The organism is Streptomyces sp. NPDC045778 (genome assembly GCF_056431945.1).
Map to the genome: position 1 here is coordinate 1 of NZ_JBWKJZ010000042.1, position 16,893 is coordinate 16,893.

The 16,893-nt window shown below is 68.9% G+C and carries 14 protein-coding genes and 4 pseudogenes; 1 reads left to right on the forward strand and 17 read right to left on the reverse strand.

Going from position 1 to position 16,893, the window contains the following annotated elements:
• Positions 1-90: 90 nt before the first annotated feature.
• The gene (locus AC07GB_RS35085) at positions 91-369 is read right to left on the reverse strand and encodes a hypothetical protein (protein ID WP_478852750.1); all 279 of its coding nucleotides are present in this window, start codon (positions 367-369) and stop codon (positions 91-93) included.
• Between the two features lie 56 nt (positions 370-425).
• On the opposite strand from AC07GB_RS35085, the pseudogene AC07GB_RS35090 reads away from it, so the two are divergent.
• A pseudogene (locus AC07GB_RS35090) lies at positions 426-548 on the forward strand (IS5/IS1182 family transposase); the annotation flags it as partial.
• 166 nt (positions 549-714) lie between these two features.
• Here AC07GB_RS35090 and AC07GB_RS35095 read toward each other — a convergent pair.
• The 16 genes and pseudogenes from AC07GB_RS35095 to AC07GB_RS35170 all read right to left on the reverse strand — a co-directional run bounded on the left by AC07GB_RS35095 (position 715) and on the right by AC07GB_RS35170 (position 16,877).
• Positions 715-1,104, reverse strand: coding sequence for a hypothetical protein (locus tag AC07GB_RS35095; RefSeq protein WP_478852752.1), 390 nt, complete (start codon positions 1,102-1,104; stop codon positions 715-717).
• A 132-nt stretch (positions 1,105-1,236) separates the two neighbouring features.
• Positions 1,237-2,025, reverse strand: a complete 789-nt coding sequence (locus AC07GB_RS35100; RefSeq protein ID WP_478852754.1) for a PIG-L deacetylase family protein — start codon at positions 2,023-2,025, stop codon at positions 1,237-1,239.
• 163 nt (positions 2,026-2,188) lie between these two features.
• Positions 2,189-3,244 (reverse strand): annotated as a pseudogene (locus AC07GB_RS35105) (bifunctional class I SAM-dependent methyltransferase/NUDIX hydrolase); the annotation flags it as partial.
• A gap of 147 nt (positions 3,245-3,391) precedes the next feature.
• Positions 3,392-4,861 carry an NUDIX domain-containing protein gene (locus tag AC07GB_RS35110; RefSeq protein ID WP_478852756.1) on the reverse strand — a complete coding sequence of 490 codons (1,470 nt, stop codon included), beginning with the start codon at positions 4,859-4,861 and terminating at the stop codon, positions 3,392-3,394.
• A gap of 71 nt (positions 4,862-4,932) precedes the next feature.
• A complete protein-coding gene (locus AC07GB_RS35115) occupies positions 4,933-5,514 on the reverse strand; it encodes a hypothetical protein (protein WP_478852758.1) in 582 nt (193 codons plus the stop codon).
• Positions 5,481-6,800: an ATP-binding cassette domain-containing protein gene (locus AC07GB_RS35120; RefSeq protein WP_478852760.1), complete on the reverse strand. Its 1,320-nt coding sequence runs from the start codon at positions 6,798-6,800 to the stop codon at positions 5,481-5,483. The genes AC07GB_RS35115 and AC07GB_RS35120 overlap by 34 nt, the downstream gene beginning before the upstream one ends.
• A gap of 462 nt (positions 6,801-7,262) precedes the next feature.
• Entirely contained in the window at positions 7,263-7,910 is a 648-nt protein-coding gene (locus AC07GB_RS35125) for a SpoIIE family protein phosphatase (RefSeq protein WP_478852762.1), read from the reverse strand.
• A gap of 267 nt (positions 7,911-8,177) precedes the next feature.
• Positions 8,178-8,582 (reverse strand): DUF4265 domain-containing protein, encoded by a 405-nt coding sequence (locus AC07GB_RS35130; protein ID WP_478852764.1) that lies wholly within the window; start codon positions 8,580-8,582, stop codon positions 8,178-8,180.
• Positions 8,583-8,718: 136 nt separating this feature from the next.
• Positions 8,719-9,042, reverse strand: a pseudogene (locus AC07GB_RS35135) (transposase family protein); the annotation flags it as partial.
• Positions 9,043-9,281: 239 nt separating this feature from the next.
• Positions 9,282-9,836 carry an AAA family ATPase gene (locus tag AC07GB_RS35140; protein ID WP_478852766.1) on the reverse strand — a complete coding sequence of 185 codons (555 nt, stop codon included), beginning with the start codon at positions 9,834-9,836 and terminating at the stop codon, positions 9,282-9,284.
• 412 nt (positions 9,837-10,248) lie between these two features.
• Positions 10,249-10,920 carry a PIG-L deacetylase family protein gene (locus AC07GB_RS35145; RefSeq protein WP_478852768.1) on the reverse strand — a complete coding sequence of 224 codons (672 nt, stop codon included), beginning with the start codon at positions 10,918-10,920 and terminating at the stop codon, positions 10,249-10,251.
• 196 nt (positions 10,921-11,116) lie between these two features.
• A pseudogene (locus AC07GB_RS35150) lies at positions 11,117-11,467 on the reverse strand (phosphodiester glycosidase family protein); the annotation flags it as partial.
• Positions 11,468-12,286: 819 nt separating this feature from the next.
• A complete protein-coding gene (locus tag AC07GB_RS35155; protein ID WP_478852770.1) occupies positions 12,287-12,466 on the reverse strand; it encodes a hypothetical protein in 180 nt (59 codons plus the stop codon).
• A gap of 351 nt (positions 12,467-12,817) precedes the next feature.
• The gene (locus AC07GB_RS35160; protein ID WP_478852772.1) at positions 12,818-14,221 is read right to left on the reverse strand and encodes a pentapeptide repeat-containing protein; all 1,404 of its coding nucleotides are present in this window, start codon (positions 14,219-14,221) and stop codon (positions 12,818-12,820) included.
• Between the two features lie 94 nt (positions 14,222-14,315).
• Positions 14,316-15,236 (reverse strand): hypothetical protein, encoded by a 921-nt coding sequence (locus tag AC07GB_RS35165; protein WP_478852774.1) that lies wholly within the window; start codon positions 15,234-15,236, stop codon positions 14,316-14,318.
• A gap of 243 nt (positions 15,237-15,479) precedes the next feature.
• A complete protein-coding gene (locus tag AC07GB_RS35170; RefSeq protein WP_478852776.1) occupies positions 15,480-16,877 on the reverse strand; it encodes a sporulation protein in 1,398 nt (465 codons plus the stop codon).
• Positions 16,878-16,893: the final 16 nt, after the last annotated feature.

Genomic DNA, 16,893 nt, shown 5'->3' on the forward strand with positions numbered 1-16,893 from the left:
GCCGGACGAACTCCCACTCGGCGTCCGACAGTTCATGGCGACGTATCACGACACCATGATCCACCAGCAGTGAACATTTGACGACACCGCCTAGGTCACCGGGGCAGCCGGCTCCCATGCCTCCTCATAGTCAAGCTCCTCGCTGCTGAGCGTCTCCCTCACAAGCGGGAGGGGCACCTCGAAGTCACCGTCGGGGAAGCACGCGAGGCTCAGCACGCCCATGGCGCACTCCGCGGCCGTGATCAGTGCAGCGCGCGAGTCGAGAGTGCGCAGGGCAGGGCCGGGCACGGTCCGCGCGGCGATGTGACCGGCGAGTTCCTCGCCGAGTTCCCGGAGCCCCCGCTGCAGCGGGATGCCTCTCCACCGCATGTCGTACCACCGGTAAAGCGTGGTGCAGAAGGCTGTGAACTGGGCATTTCTCCTGTATGAGTGGGGTGCTGCGGGCTGAGTTGTTGCGGGTGGAGACGTTCACCGGGCTGCGGTTTGGTGCGTTCCAGCAGCTGCTGAAGGTGGTGCGCGAGCGGGGCGGCAACGGCCACCAGGCCGGTGTTGAAGTACGCGCCGTCGCCCACACACCGGCGAGGATCTGGGCTGCCTGGCCGTGCAGGTGGCGCAGCCAAGCCTTGGTCGCGTTCTGCTGGTCGAACTCGTTGGATGCTTCGTCGGTACGAACGGATCGGCGGTGCCTGCGGACAGGGGGCGGGGGGCGGGTCCTCAGGCGTCGGGGTCCACTTCGGGGTGTGTGAACCGCACGGGCTTACCCAGTGACCGGGCGTAGGCGATTTCGGCTCGGGTGCTGTCTCCGGTGTAGTCGCCGACCACGAGCACCTCATCAGCGAGCACGATCTTCGCCCGGTGTAGTTCTTCGAGTCGGATCTTCAGCGCCTGAGCGTTGACCGGATCGGACCACAGTGGGTTCGGCGACTTCAGGTCGCACCCCGGTTTGACGACAATCCGCCCGGCTTCGGTCTCCCGCACATCGGCCTCGGACATCTCGGCCATGAAACGGGTGGAGCCGCAGATCGCGACGATACGAGGGAAGCTCAGCTGCTTCTTCGCATCGGCGAGTTTCGCCTCGGGGGTGCTCAGTTGCGGGGATGACACAGGTCCTCCTGGTGGTGTGTCCTGAGGGGTGCCTGCGGAGACGAGCACGCTCGACGGGCAGGGACCCGGTGGAGACGGGGGCGTGTCGCTCATGGGAATCCTCGGTTGGTGGTGGGGCTGGGCGCGGGCCGGTCAGCTGGTGAGCTGGTGGGGGTCGCCCGGTGAGGGGGCAGGGGTGAGACGGGTGAAGTACTCGGTTCGGATGATTTCCAGGCGTGCCTCTTCGGACAGGCGAGCGAGGAGGCCGGGCAGCGGCCGTGGGCGGGCGACCTCGCTACGGTGGGCGCGGATCGCCGCCCACTTCTGCGCAGCCCAGGCGGAGACGTCGACCGTCGTAGTCACGTAGGTGTCCGGTACCGCGAGGAGCGTCTTCCCCACGCTCTGCAGCAGCGGGCCGAGCTGGCCCATGCCGGATTCCGGGTGCGTAGCTGCGTACAGGGCCGTCGGCTGCCAGGGCTCGCCGGCCTCGGGATACAGGTGAGGCAGACCGGCGGCCTCGATGGCGAGAAGAGTGAGCTGATGGGTGCGCTTGTGGTCCGGGTGGCCGGTGAGCTGGCCCAGGGCGTCGTGGCCGACCACGATGTCGGGCCGGACTTCCCGGATGTGTGCGACCAGGCGTCCGACGGCCTCGTCCAGGGGCGCGTCGAGGAGGCGTACGGCACCGTCGGGAGCGGAGGCGGGGTTGCGGGCGTCGGCGTAGCCGAGGAGCCGTGGGGCGCCGGCGCCCAAGATCTGGAGGGCTTCGGCGAGTTCGGCGATGCGGTGGGTGTCGTCCGTCCAGGTGGCGGTGACGACCGCGGTGCGGGCGCCTGCGGCGGCGTGCTGGGCGAGGACTCCGCCGGCAAGGAGGGCCTCGTCGTCCGGGTGGGCGACAACGACCAGGAGCGAGGGGACAGGCGTATCCGAAGGGGGTGAAGGCACGGTAGTGGGGCCTTTCATCGCAGTCGTATGGGCGTGGTGGCCGGACTATGCGCGGCCCGGGGGTCTCGTACCGCTGGAAGTGGGCGGGCGGGTGCTCAAGCGGCAGCTCCGGTTTCCAAGCGGCCAGGCACTGGGCGCTGGGTACGAACAGCGGTCCGGGCAGGGCGCCCAAGGGCCAGAACCGCCAGGAGCCGATGGCCTCCTCGCGCTGCTGCGGGACGCCGGTCCACCGGGTGACGACGACGGGCACCGTCACCCGGACGACGTCGCCCACCCGGTCAAGGAGCGTGCCCAACACCCGCATGTCGCCAGGCTCGGCCACGACGCCAGCCTCCTCACGGAGTTCGCGGGCAGCCGCCTGAGCGAAGCTCTCGCCCGGCTCGACCGTGCCGCCGGCAAGCTCCCACGTACGGCGCTGGTGCTGGCCGAGCATGACTCCCTCCGGCCCATGCACGATAAGGCCCACGCCCACAGCCGCGTGCGGTGGTGGCGTGGCGCTGGTGCGGGGGCGGCTCGGCACGCGGTGGGGGCGCCGGGCGGCGTACAGCCGGTAGGAGACGGCGTCGTCCGGTGCGGGGGAGTCGATCGCGGTGACCGATTCCAGAGTGAGACCGTGCTGGACCAAGAGGTCTTCCCACAGCTGCACGGTGAGGACCCACATGTTCACGGGGTGGTCCTGGGTTGTGCCGGGCAGTCGCAGGGTCTCGGGGCGCGGGGTCACCTCGTTCGAGGGCCCGGCGCCGCCCGAGTTGGTGTGCAGCGCGGAGAAGACCAGGCGCCCGCCCGGTTTGAGCCCGTTGGCCAGGGCAGGCAGCAGTCGGCTGGGGTCCAGATACGGCACGGAGCCGACGGAGTAGATCAGGTCGTACGGGTCGGCAGCGCGCAAGTGGGCCACCGCGTCGGCGCACACCAGACGCAGGCCGGGGTGGTCCGGGTAGCGAGTGAGGGCGCGCTGGTGCTGTGCGGGTGAGGCGTCCACGGCGGTGACCTTGGCGCCCAGGCAGGCCAAGTGCGCGGCGTGCCGGCCGGGTCCGCTGCCGAGGTCGAGGACACGACATCCCGCCACGCCGCCGAGGGCGTTGATACCGGGGCCGCTTGCTGGGATGCCCCAGTCCCACCGGTCCAGCTCGGGCAGAGGGAGTCCTCTGGTGATCTGGTGAGTGCCGTAGGTGTTCCAGATCTCGACGGTGTCCTTCTCGGTGGTCACCGAGTCCTCCATCGGCAAGGGGTGCGTGAGGGCCAGGGGTGCAGGGCGTAGCAGCGGGGCGCGTCCAGGTCGGCGGTATGGACGGTGGACCAGCCGGAGGCGAGGGTTTCGGTCTCGATGGGGCTGATCCCCCCATTTTCGATGGGTGCGCTCACCTTTTCACCAGCCCAGTTGGGAGTATCTGCGGCCTTCGGAGATCGCGGCGATGGCGGTTCTGGTGTAGGGGACGATCCGGTCCGGCAGCTCGTGCAGCGGCCACCACTGCCAGGCCAGGCACTTGTCCCTCTCGCGGACTGTCGGGGCTCCTTTCCATCGGCGGGCGTGGAACACGAGCTGCATCAACGGCTGGGTGCCTGGGGTGTCGACGAGGTGGACGACGTGGACGAGATCCACATCCGCTGGCTCGATGACCAGACCCGCTTCCTCCTGCGCCTCGCGCACCAGGCACGCGACCGCGGACTCCTGCTCGCACTTTCCTGCCAGGTAGTGCCATGTATTGCCCGCGTACGCCGCGTCGGGGTGGCGCAGACCCAGGAGCACCCGCCCCTCGTCGTCTTCCAAGTGGAGATGGACACCGACTCCGTTCAGCACGGTCCGGCTGCCCCCGTCCCACGGAGCAGGGTGCGCCACCGGTTGACCGTCCGACGCGTTCTGGGCGGCGTGTCGGCGAATGAGGTCCCGCGTCGAGGCGCTCAGGCGCAGCCGATCCAGAACGTCGGGGGTGAACCACCGCAGCAGCACGCCCCCGTGCAGCTGAAGCCGGTCGGGGCTGCCACGCCAGCGGCCCGTGAACACCTGGACCGGGACACTGAGGCCGTCGACGCTGGTGGCCATCTCCACGGCGTACGGCTCCAGGTCCTCCAGGCGGAGGTCGGGGACTTCCTCGGACAGTTCCCGCAGCAGCGTTCCCTCAAGGCTCTGGTCGTCGTGCGTGCGGCCTCCGCCGAGAACGGCGAACGCCCCTGACTGCCAGATGACACCGGGCTTGTGGTCGCGCAGATGGAGCAGGTAGCGGCCAGCCCCGTCGTGGATGAGCGCGGAGGCGTTCACCGGTTCGGGCAGGCCGTCCAGCCGCGCCGCGAGAAGTTTCGCGCGCAGTGTCGGCGAGGGGATCTCCGGCTGCGGGAGCCACGGGGCACCGTACACATCCTCGTCCTGCAGCGCGATCGCGGGCGGCTCCTTTTCGGCGAGGTAGAAGACGTAGCGGACGTCGTAGTGGCGGTGGGGCGGTTTCTCCTTGGACGGGCCGGCGCCTATGTCGCGGACGTCGATGTCGATTGGAGAGCCGAGCAGTTGCCGGGTCAGGCACAGGGCGCCCGGCGTGACCCCGGCCTCTTCGACCGCTGTGCGCAGAGCCGCGGCGAGCAGTGTGCGGTCCTGGGGCTTGAGGTGGCTGCCGGGAGTGAGCACGGGGCCGCTGGTGGCCCGGTGCCGGATGTGCAGGGCCCGGCCTTGCCGGTCGATGATGACGGCACTGCACGTGAGGTGTGCGGGCAGTGCCGTCCGGGCGGTCGCGTCGACTGGCCGGTCCAGCGCGGCGAGGAGTCCGGCCAGGCCGTCACGCTCGTGAGGGTGGCGGCCGAGGTACGCCTCGATGGTCCTGCGGATCGCGGTGGAGCTGGGTGACATGGGCGTTGTCTCGCCTTCGATGTCGTGGGACGGGGCAGGCTGGGAAAGGGGGGAGAGGCCGCTGGGGTAGATCAGCTCGCCGTCTCGTGGCCGGATGGCTGGGCGCCGCGGGGGCGGGGAACGCCGTCGGGTACTGGCGCGATGCCGTACTGGGCGGCCTGGGCGGTGAACATCTTCTGGTACAGGCCGCCCCTGCGGGCCATCAGGTCCTCGTGCGTGCCGTCCTCGACGACGCTGCCCTGATCGAGGACGTAGATGTGGTCGGCGTGCATGGTCGCGGCGAGCCGGTGGGTGACGAGCACGACCGCGTGCCCTTCCTCGGCCAGGGACCACAGCCCCTTGAACGCGGCGATCTCCGCGTGCGGGTCGAGCGCACTGGTCGGCTCGTCGACCAGCAGGAACGGCGCCTGCCGGTACCTTGTTCGAGCTGTCCCCAGCTTCTGCCACTGTCCGCCCGACAGCTGGACACCACGCTCGTAGCCCTTGAAAACGATCGAGTCCCAGCCGTGCGGCAGGCTCTCGACCAGTTCGAGCACGTCCGCCTCACCGGCGGCGCGGCGGACGCGGTCCATGTCCCGGGGACGGTCGCCGGCACCGATGGCCACGTTCGCGGCCGCCGTCATCTCCCAGCGCGGGAAGTCCTGTGCCAGCAACCCGACTCCGGCGAAGATCTGGGAGCGGTCCGCCTCACGCAGCTCGACTTGTCGCCCGACTCGCCCACCCACCACACGTCTCCCTCGGCGGGGAGCAGCAGTCCGGCCAGCACTTTCGTGAGGGTGGTTTTTCCCGACCCATTCGCACCCACCAGGGCCGTCACCTTCCCCCGTCGCACGCGTACGCTCACGCCCTTCAAGGAGGGGCCCGCGGCGCCCGGGTAGGTGAATGAGACCGCCTGCGTCCTCACCTCCCGTACCGGCGCGGGCAGCGGGGTACCGGTGAGCGGGATCGCGTTCTCGCCCGCCACTTTGATGGCGTCCTCGGTGTCGGTGAGGAACAGCAGCTCCTCGTACAGCCGGTTGATCTGCTGCACCATCGTTGTGAGCCGCGCTGTCGAGGTTCGGATGGCGATCACCGCGGTCCCGCCGACGGCGAGCGGCAGGCTGCCGGTCGACAGCAGCCACCACAGCACCCCGTAGCAGGCCAGCGACGCCATACCGGCGAACGTCCCCGCGACCAGGTCGGTGGATGCCTGGGCCCGGGCCAGGCGCCGCTGCTCGGCCTCCGTCTGTTTCGACATCTCCTCGTAGCTGGACAGCAGCTTCGTGCCGGCGGCGTGCACCCGCAGCTCACCGGCGGCGTGCGGGCGGGTGAGGTAGGCCAGCAAGGAGGCGATCGCCCTGCGGTGGTCGATCCAGTTCATCCGGGAGAGGTAGCCGCGGCGGGCGGAGCGGACCGCGCCCCACCCCTTGGGCAGGGCGATCGCCAGCAGCATGGGGAGCAGTGTCCAGTGCAGGGCGGCGAGCACGATCGCGGCCGCGGCCGTGCCGATGACCACATTGCCGACGCCGACCGACAGTCGCAGCATGCTGCGGGCCGAGTCCGTGCCGAACTTCCCCGCCTCCAGGATCCGCTGAACCTCCGGCCGTTCGGTGGCTTCCACCTCCACATGGGTGACGGCCGTGTAGTACCTCGCGGAGACGGCCCGCTCCACCTGGGGCTCCAGCCGACCGGACATGGCCGTCGACCATGCCGCCAGGACGGCGCCTGTCACCGCCGCGACAGCGAGTGCCGCGAGGGACGGCAGCGCGTCGCGGAGCTTGTCCACGGTCGGACCGTCGGCGAACAGCTGCGCGAGGACGCCGTTGACCGCCACCAGGCCCCACCCGGCCGTGACACCTTGCCCGAGTTCGGCCGCAACGACCCCCATCAGCGCGCGCCGGTCCGCCCTCCAGCCGGTGCGCAGCACCACGCCCACCATGTGCGGCAGCGCGGCAGCCATGTGCCCGAACTTCAGTCGGGTCAGTGGGCCTTCGTGTCTGGCGTAGGACCGTTCGTAACGAAGACGGCCTCCGTACAGCTCCCGCTCGGCGTCAGAGATGTTGTCCGCGGCTCCGGCCTGCCGGCCGCTCGCAATCTTCTCGCTGCCCGGTTCGACTGGCGTCAATGTGTTCCCCCTCGTGGACGTGGTGGTGGCGTCGCCGTGTTCAACGACGCCGCACGATTTCGAGCACCTGTTCCTTTCGGACGGGTTGCGCGCCCTGGGATTCAGCGATTTCCGAAGATGCACGGTGCACCGACCCTTGCCGCGCAAGGAACCTCGGCTCGGGCATGGTTGGCCGAAACGCCGACGGTCGGACGCAGTGGCGATCGGCTGTCAACCACAGCTCGGGGCCGGGGGTGTCCTCTGTCTGCCCGGGGTGATCGGCAGCCCCAGGCGCAGCGTCATGTGCCGTGTGGTCGGTCAGTCACGGACGACGCCGGGCTCGTCGCCGCGGCGCAGCAGCACCACGACGGTGGCGTCGTCGCGGTAGCCCTTCTCGTCCGCGGTGGCGGCTGCGACCAGCGCGTCAGCCAGAGCCTGCGGGTCCTCGGCGTGCGTCGCGCACAGCTCGCGCCAGGTCACCGGGTCCACCTGACCGGAGACGCCGTCCGAGCACAGCAGTACGAGCCGGACAGCCTCGGGGAGTTGGACTTCGCGGCACGTCACCGCGGACGCCTGGGCGAGTCCGGGCCTCGCCCAGGCGTCATGATGCTCGACGATGGGCGCTGGCACATCCCCGTGCACGCGAAGGAACTCCCCCATGGTCTGGTCAGTACTGAAGCAGGTGAGCTCGCTGCCGTTCCAGCCGTAGGCCCGGCAGTCGCCGATCCACACAATGCCGGCGCGGCCGGGTTCGATGCGAGCGTAGACGGCGGAGACGTGCGGCGGACGGTCGTAGGCGTGAGCCATCTGTCCGGCAGTGATGAGCCCGGCCAGGCCGCCGAGCTTTGCGCCGATGTGGGTGATGACGGCGGGCGCGACCCCCGGCGTAGCGGACGGTGTCCGGGTAGTGTCCGGCGCCGTCCACGACGGCGGCGGTGACGCGGTCGCCGGTGCGCTGGACATCATGCGCGTCCACGCAAGGCGCTTCCGTTCCCGGTCGCTGGGCTGTGCCGATGATCACGGACGTGTTCATTGGTCTCCTCCTAGGCGGACACGACCTCGTTCGCCCACAGGCTGCTCATCCCTCGACTGACGCTCCTGGCCGTGGGGGAGAGACAGCGGTGAGGACCCGTGCCATTAGCTCACCGGCCCGGCCGTAGGCGAGGCGTTCCTCCTTGAGGGTCAGGCTCAGCCCGTTTAGAACTTAGAACTCCTATCGGAATGACTCGAAGCTCAGGAGACGATCTCCCAGTGGAGGGCGCCCATTTGGGCAAGGGGTTCCAACGCCGCGATGAGCGTGGCCGGATCGGCGCCTGGGGCGAGGTCCAGGGCAAGGTAGGTGCCCTGAAGCCATTCATGGGGCAGGTCGGCTTCGGTGACTTTGCCGTGGAGGAGCTCGTGCAGTTGGCCCCGATCTTGGTGCTCGGGGGCGAGTGCGACACGAAGGGTGCGGTGGCCGGACTTGTGCACTACGGCGGTCACTAGGTGGTTGCTGTCGATGGTCACCACGTCGCGGTAGCAGATCCCGTAGGTGAGGAAGGGCAGGCAGGCGACCTCGAATCTGTCGTCGGCGAGCTGGCGGGTCCACAACTGCTCGCGCCAGCCAGCCTCCCGCTCGGACAGATCGGCGTGGATCATATAGTTGGACGGGCCCCTGCCGATCGGGTTCTCGTGCGTGATGATGGTGATGGCGTGCCTCCCGGAGCTGGGTCCTGACCTCAAGATCCTGCAACAACGGCCTCGGCCGGTGTACGACGGGGGCCGTGAGGCGGCGCCAGCAGATCAGCGCACGTCCGAGGGCCAGGAAGGCTTCGTGAATGTCGGCACGGATCTCTCAGCGGATGCGCAGGCGGCGAAACCAGTGCAAATGGGCGAAAGCACGTTCCACGACCCAGCGTTGGGTTCCCGGTCCTGAACCGTGCCCGGTGCCCCGGCGGGCGATCACCGGCTTCACGCCGAGGGCCCAGACGAGGCGGCGGTACTTGTCGTGGTCGTAGCCGCGGTCACCGAGCACGATGTCCGGGCGGCGCCGGGGACGGCCGCGCTTGCCGTGCTCCGGTGGAACGGCTTCGAGTAGCGGGATCAGCTGGGTGACATCCTCCTCTTCATCCGCGGCGCGCAGCTGCGGTGCCTGGTCTCCGAGCGGCGGGGTCCAGTGGGTCAGTGCCGCGTGCTCCTGGTGGAAGCTGGTCGTGCTGGTGTTGCGCTTGAGGATGTCTTCTCGGCCGTCCGCTGTTCGTAGGTGTACGACGGTAGTGAAGGTGGCGGGCCAGCTGTGGTCCGCGACGACCTGGGCTGCCCCGACGGCGGTCTGCATGGCGGCTGCGGTACTGCTGTTCATGATCGTTTCAGGGCGGCGAGGGCCTGGTCGGCGACCTGTTGGGGGGTGAGCGTAGTGGTGTCGATGACCTCCGCCTGACTCTGCATCCAGGTCTTATAGGCCCGTTCGTAGTCGGCCAGGCGCCGCCGGCGGAAGACGCGGACCTTCTCGCTGCGCTCCTCTTCACCAGGGAACTCCTGGCTCTCTTCGATCCGCCGCCGGATGGTGGTGGTGTTTGCGTGGAGGACGAGGTGATGCAGTTCCACGCCATCGTTGTGCAGGCTCGTGAAGATCTCGCGGGCGTACTGCCCGTTGACCAGGGTCATCGGCACGATGATGGGGCCGCCGCGGGTGTGGCGGTCGAGCTCGGTGGCATACGCGGCGGCGAGTGTGCGCCAGGCCGGGTAGTCCTGGAAGTCCTTGGTGCGCGTGGGGTGGTCGCCCAGGGCTTCGCGCCACAGGAAGCCGACTTCCTCGGGGTCGAAGATGATGCTGTCGGGGAGGCGTTCGTGGAGGAGGTGGGCGAGGGTCGTCTTGCCGCCGCCGAAAGGGCCGTTGATCCAGATGATCACGCCAGGTCTCTCCGATGCTTGAGGTCTACTGCTGATGCTGATACTGCGAGGCGAACCCGGCGGTTCGCCGAGAGGAAGCGGATACGTCGTCAACGCCTCAGCGTCGAACAGATCACGGGGATCCGGTGCTGGTGACGCTGGACGTGGTGGGCAGCCGAGGTCGGCCCCCTCGTGCGCGGTGTGACGCGCCTCCACGGTCCACTGCCTGGATGTGGGGATCACGTCGGCAGTTCATACAGGCAGGGCGCTTTGCGAAGTACGCAGCACACAGGCGGGATGAGCATTCCTCCCTACGGAGATCGTCCTGGCACTCTGCACCCGCGCCACGAGATCCCCCAGGCCGCGCCGTCTGGAGCGGAAGGTCTCCCCACGAGGTGCGTGGCCCACAGAGGGACGCGACGGCTGGCGCAGCTCACGAGCGCCAGTCCTCTTGCTCGGTGTGCGCCGCGAACTGGATCGTGCGCGCCGTGTGGAACAGCTCCGCGCAGGTGTGCCCTGCGGGAAACCGCTCGACCACGCGGTGGTGGACGTGCTGGCGGTGCGCCACGGTGGCCAGCATCCTGAAGGTGTCGATGTCGAGTTGCTCTTGCGACGCGAAGCAGTGGAGGGCCTGGGCCTTGGCCTCTAAGAGCGCCGGGGTGCCGACGAAGACCTCGGTGGGTTCGAAGGCGTGGCTGGAGGGGGAGCGGAAGTAGCACAGGCTGTCGGCTTCGCGCAGGGCCACGGTGGTGACCTCGTCTGCCGTAATGCGGTGGTCGAGGTGCTGGTCACCGGGGAAGTGCGTGTACACGACGTCCGGGCGCCGCTCCCCGAAGACGCGGAAGAGTTCCCGGTTGATCTCCACACGCCGTTCCACGAACTCATTGTCAGGGATGTGGGAGAAGGTGTACTGCGCGACTCCGAGGAGCGCGGCGGCGGCCAAACACTCGGACCGGCGCTGCTCGGCGCCCTCGGGGGCGGTCGCGCCGGGGCTGAGGCAGTGGACTCGTACGTGGTCGCCGGTAGGGGCGTACTCGCGCATGCGCATGCCCATGGCGATTTCGGCGTCGTCGGGATGGGCCACGACGATCAGGACGTCGGTCACGCGTAGACCTTTCACGAGCGGGGCTTGAGGATGATGGCGCTGTGCAGGGCGCGGCCCGCCAGTCCCTGCCAGCGGAACGGCTCCGAGGCGGCGGTCGGCCATCGCAGATAGTGCATGCTGCCGACCACGCCGGGCCTTCCACGTGCCGGTAGGCGATCTTCGAGGAGGCACCGCCGTCGAGGTGGTAGACGTGGCGGGGATCGAGGCCGTCGGCCGCACAGAGTTCGGTGGTCTCGCGGGGGGTGGCGCCGCGGAAGGTGTCCGTGCTGGGGGCGCCGTCGAGTATCTGCAGCACCAGCTGCTCGCCGCGCACAGCGATCAACGTCCGGGCGTGCCGGGTGTTGTGGAACGGGGAGTTGCCCAGGGAGGCGTCGTAGGCGGCGGTGAGTCCGTCCGCGGCGTCGGCGACGCTCGGGCCCAGGGAGATGCCCGATGCGAGCGCGCCCGTGCCGTGGCCGGCGATCTCGATGATTTTCACCGGCGTGCCGAGAGCCACGTCGGCCACGGGGCGGTCCGCGCGCAGGATGAATCGGCCTGAAGAGGTCACTGCCGCCCCCCGGACGGATCTGGCTCACCAGCAACCCGCGCTCGGGATTGCCCTTCACCACGTAGTCGACGGCCAAAGCGGATACGGAGGTGACGTTGGACGGCCGGTCGACGTGGCGGAGGAAGCCGGTACGGGGGTGGTCGCGGTAGCGGATCTGGCAGTTCGCGGCACCGTAGACGAGCAGAGGAGCGGCCGGGGCCCGGGGTGTGCCGGGTTCCTTGGAGCCGGCCCATCGGTAGGGCCGGCCGCCGAGGACCAGCGTCCCGCGCGCGGGGAGGGGCTCGACAACGGGCTGACCGTCGCGCACGAGCAGTGCGGGTCCTAAAGGCAAACCTTAGCTATGTTCGAGGATGTTGGTGATGTGCAAGGGAGAAGGAGCCGGCCGGACCCCAAGCGGCTCTTCCCTCGTACCGAGAGCACCGGGGCTGGCACGCCAGATCCACAGCCCGCTCGATGAAGCACGGGCGCTTGAAGGTACTGCTCGATGCCTTGCTCGCATGGGCGCTCGCAAGGCTGCTCTTGCGGAAATTCGCGAGCTGTCGACATTTACCAGCGCATCGGCGCGGCCGAAAAACGCTCGGCCACCGAGTATCTGACTGTACTGGAGGCTGACCAGATCATCGAACCAACGGATGTTGAGGGGGCAACTGATTCTTGAGCCAGCCATCGCCGGAGCGGCCGTCCAGACCACACGCTGTGACATTCGTGGCCGGTTAACTCCTCGCGACCTGGCCGCCGGTGGGGAATTCCGCCTGGCCACTGTCGCAAAGCCTTCACGCTCTGGTCTTCCGTGAGCGGCTCGTTGGAACCCGAGCACAGTCAGGAGGAAACCTGGGGCAGGACAGCGGCCAGCTTACGGGTTTCGGCCTCGATCTGTCCGACGGCCCACTCCTCTTCCGGCGTCAGCTGTGCGATCCGTGCGGCGGCGTGGAACGCCTCGATGGGGTCGGTCGGCACGGCGCCCGCCAGGGCGGGTGTCTCCTCGGCCGGCGCGGCCACGGCAACTTCTGCTGCGGTGAGCGGCTCATTGGGCCCGCCCCCGGTCCAGGAAGCGAACTTGCCCAGCCGTGTCGGCGGCCTCTGCCAGAGTTGTCAGCAGCTGTCCCAGCACCGGCTCGAACGTGTTCCCGATCAAGGAACCCCTCCCAGGAGGTGGTCTTGAGCCAGGAACGGTTCTCACCGAGATCAAAGCGCGACAGAGCGTAAATGAGTCAGCGGGCGGAGCTGGGCCGCTTTCCTCCACCATCCCCGCGGTTGTTCTATGTCTGCCAGCCTGGCCGGTGCCGCTTCCCGGCACCTGGGCTGCTGGAGGGCAGCCCGACTTGTGGGAGCCATGTGCGGGTGTGCAGGCTATGGCGCTGGGAGCCAGCCCGGGGGCAGTAGCAGCCGGGTGGGCAAGGCACCCTGGTGCTTGGGGAGCAGGCCGATTATTGGAGCTGGTCCATGGGCTGAGCTGAAGTCGAGGGTACCGCCGGAGAAGGTTGCCTCACGGAGTTCGACTTTGCTGCCGGAGGTTTCTCCCATGGTGGATGAGGGTTCGCCGGAGAAGTCCGCCTCACGGAAGTCGAGAGTGCCTCCGGAGAAGGCCGCCCGGTGGAAGTCGATGACGCCGGCGTCATCGTCGACCCCGGCGTAGCCGCCGAGGAAGCGCGCCTCGCGGAAGTCGAGGGTACTGCCGGTGAAGACCGCCTCCCGGAAGTGGATGGCGTCCCAGATGAGGGCCGAGCTGAAGTCGAGGGTGCCGCCGGAGAAGGTTGCCCTGGAGAAGAGGACCACAGGTCCGCGGGTGTTGCTGCGGAACTGCGCTTTGCGGAAGTCGACAGTGCCGCCGCAGAAGTGCGCGTCGCGGAAGTCGACTGTGCCGCCGTAGAAGCCCACGTTGCCTAAGTTGACAGTGCCGCCGACGAAGCGCGCCTCGCGGAAGTCGACGCTGCCGTCGTTGAAAACCGACATGAAGTACACGACGTCGCCGCAGAAGCGCGCCTTACGGAAGTCGATGGTGGCGCCGTCGAACTGCGCGCCGCGGAAGTTGAGGGGCCCGCCGGAGAAGTGCGCCTCGCGGAAGTCGACCGTGGCGCCCGTGAAGTCCGCTCCGCCGAAGTCCCCGCCGTCGAAGGCGGCGCCGGTGAAGTCGAAGTTGAAGCCCTGCCACGAGTGTGCGGGATCACAGACGGAAGGGGTGAGGTGGTCGCGGATGAGCCTGATCACAGTGTGGCGAACCTCGCGCAGGGCGAGGTAGTCGAGCCGGGCGCGCGGGTCACCATCGGGCAGGCTGGTTTCTGCCGTGTACGGCAGACGCAGGTAGGCGCACAAGACCTCGACACAGGCCTGGCGCAGGGCGCGCGTCGGGGCTTCGTCGGCGAGTCTGCCCAGAGCCTGGACGCCACCAAGGCGTGCGGCACAAGAATCATCGCCAAGCAGGGAGACAGCAGTGGTGAGGCGTTCGCTGTGTAGGCGGAGGGCCTCACGCAGGGCATTGTCTTCATCGATACGCTGGCGGCGGTAGGCTAGGACCAGAGCGGCCAGGACGGCGATCCCGATGACCACGCCGAAGGACAGTTTGGCCAGGTTGAAGAGGGTCTGGGAGTCGATGCGACGCTCTGTTTCCACCTCGCGTGCTCCCAGAGTCTCCCACGCGATGTAGAAGACGACGGCGAACACACACAGCGCGCCGAAGAAAGCCAGTGCGAGAACCAGACCTATCGGTCGCAGACCGCGCCGCTCGGCTTGGCGCTGGGGCTCAGAAGGGCTCACGTCATATAACACTCTCCGACAGCCTGTTCGGTGGCAAGCCCTCAGGGGGCCCGGAGCTTCGCCACACGGGCCACCGCTCCGGGAACACTGCCGGTCATGTGCCCCTTGGGCGGGCGGGGTAGGCCCCCGAGGGGCGGAGCGGGACACCGTTCTTGAGGAGAGCCAGGCGCACGGTAGCCAGGCTCGTTCCTTCACGATCAGCGATGCCCTGCAGCGAGAGGGGGTCTTGTTCGTACCAGGTGCGCCATTGCCGGATGCAGGTGGCGGTGTGCTGGGTACGGCGAAACCGCGGCGGGCTCCAGTCGACTGGATGCTGGGACAGCAGGTAGATGACGTGCGCCGTGGTGGTGCTCAGGGCGTGCGCGAGGCGGGCGACGGAGAAGTCGCCCACGGGTACGGCCTGGTGGGGCCGGGCCACGGTGATGCTGTCCGGGTCAGGCCCTGGCAGCCGCAGGCCGCGCAGGCTGGCGGCGTCCAGGCGTGGGGCCCACTGGAGGGGTTCGTCGATGCAGTGTTCTTCCAGGAGGTCGCGTGCGGTGCGGGTCAGGAGGTCGGCCTCGGCGGGCAGGATGCGCCAGCGGAACCGCTGGTGCTTCTGGCGCTGCGCGGCGGTCGCGGGCGCGATGGCTGGGTGCGCCAGACGCGGAGGTGAGCCGGTCAGGGCGTGGAAGGTCCAGCGTTGGGCGTGCGTGCTGCCGGGGCGGTGGTTCGACCGCAGGCGGCGCTGCAGGTCCAGCCAGTTCTTTGGGCCGATGAAGCAGGAACGTGGGGCGAACAGGGCGCGGCGACGGTTGTAGTTGATGGGGCTGCCGTGCTGGTCGAGGTGGTCGGCGAGCAGGGTCAGGGCGTGCAGGACGTCGGCGCAGTCGTGGCGGCGGGTGAGGTCGGCGAGCAGGGTCGACACGTTGTGGCTGTTCACCGTGGTGCCCGTCAGGCGGGTCGCGTCCCTGATTGCGGTGGTATTGCCGACGAGCAGGCAGGCGACGGCCAGGATCGGGGACGATCGCGTTCTCAAGGCAGACGGCGCCAACAGGGTTGGTGTGGTCGGCAGTGCAGTTGTTCAGCATGCCGAACCGGATGTGGATCCGCGTGGTGTGCAGCCGGGCCTCTTCTCAGGTGCCGCTCGCCCAACTGCACATCTCTTCCCGGTTCTTCGGCGGTGTCTGACACCGTCATCCCGAATGCGGTCAGCGGAGGAGCTCCCGCCACCTATATCCGCCCGCACATGTTCCGCCATTGGCAACACCGCCGGAGCACCTCAGGCGGCCACGCCGAGTTCCTTGCGGGTCCGCTGGACGAACTCGCGGACGGTGGGCTCCCGGCGCCACGGGGCAAGGGCGGCGTTGAATTCGCGGACGTAGTCCTTGGCGCGGGAGGACTTCACGCGGGCGAGGATGTCGATGCTGCGGTTGCCCAGCTCCAAACCGTGATCCAGATCCCTGCCCTGGAGGTGGGCGGTCCCGACGATGGCCAGGCGCATGCCGACGGAGCGAGTGAACACCCCGGTTGGCATGGCGGCGGCCTGCTTGTTCCAGGCCAGGGCGGCCTTGGGGTTCTTCAGGTCGCGGAAGACCTCGGCGGCGTCGGCTGAGAGGCGGGCGTGGTGATAGAAGTCGATATACGCGGGCTCGTCGCCGCTGTCCGCCTTCGCCGCGGCCAGCAGGTCCTCGGACGCGGCCAGGGCCCGGGAGGCGGCCCGGGCGTCGTGCTCGCGGGCGTGAGCGCGGGCCTCGATCAGCTTGGTGAACGCCAGCACCCTGGGCACCGCCTGGCCCTTGGCTCTTTCGAAGGCACCCTGGGCCATGTCGACGGCTTCGGAGGCGAACCCGCGCATGAGGGTCTGCATGGCCATCGTGGTCAGGACATAGCAGCCCAGCTGCACATCCCCGCCGGCGCGGGCGAGGCGCAGGGCCTGGATGAAGTGCCGCTGGGCGGCGTCATGCTCGCCGACATCGAACGCCGTCCACCCGGCAAGCCGCGACAACTCACTGGTCACGGAGAAGAGTTCACGGCCGACCGCGTCGGTGAAGGTGCCCTCCAGCAGCGGGGCCGCCCGCTGTTCGAGGCAGGCGGTGACGGAGTTGGCCTTCCAGTTCCCGCCACCATACTTCGAGTCCCACCGCCTGGCGTCCTCGGCGGCGTCCCGCAGCTCGTCCAGATCGGCCCGGCCGACCTGCTGCCCGCCCTCGTGATGGGCGGTCTCGTCGGCGGGGGTGACCAGCCAGCGGGTGACGGGGGTGGTGAACGCGGACACGGCGAAGCCGGATCCGGCAGTGGTGAGGAAGTCGCGGCGGTTCACGGAACTCCAGAACGAAGTGGCAACGCGGACGGCATCTGCGGGTTCTCGCGGGAAATCCAACCCCACACTCGCGTCGATTGTCTCCGCCTCGCCCATGCCGATCTCCGCGAGGGTGACGGGCCGGCCGAGCCGTTCGGAGACCGCCTGGGCCAGCAGCCTGGGTACTTGTCCCTTGGGGGTCATGCCGCGGCGGCACCAGTTCGCCACGGACGTGTGAGAGTAGTCCGTCTCTATCCCGGCCTGGTGGGCGAGCTGGTTGATCCGGTGGGCCAGGGACTTGTGGCTCGCACCGCAGGCTTCGATGAGCCGGGCCAGGTCCGCGTTCGGCGGGCGGGTCCGGCGGACGGTCGATCCCATCGACGTCCCCCTCGGC

What these genes read in the sequence shown, in the direction of transcription:
- AC07GB_RS35130 (WP_478852764.1), bottom strand. Translation starts at nt 8,582, where the DNA reads ATGATCCACGCCGATCTGTCCGAGCGGGAGGCTGGCTGGCGCGAGCAG.
- AC07GB_RS35170 (WP_478852776.1), bottom strand. Translation starts at nt 16,877, where the DNA reads ATGGGATCGACCGTCCGCCGGACCCGCCCGCCGAACGCGGACCTGGCC.
- AC07GB_RS35110 (WP_478852756.1), bottom strand. Translation starts at nt 4,861, where the DNA reads ATGTCACCCAGCTCCACCGCGATCCGCAGGACCATCGAGGCGTACCTC.
- AC07GB_RS35120 (WP_478852760.1), bottom strand. Translation starts at nt 6,800, where the DNA reads ATGGCTGCCGCGCTGCCGCACATGGTGGGCGTGGTGCTGCGCACCGGC.
- AC07GB_RS35085 (WP_478852750.1), bottom strand. Translation starts at nt 369, where the DNA reads ATGCGGTGGAGAGGCATCCCGCTGCAGCGGGGGCTCCGGGAACTCGGC.
- AC07GB_RS35125 (WP_478852762.1), bottom strand. Translation starts at nt 7,910, where the DNA reads ATGATGTCCAGCGCACCGGCGACCGCGTCACCGCCGCCGTCGTGGACG.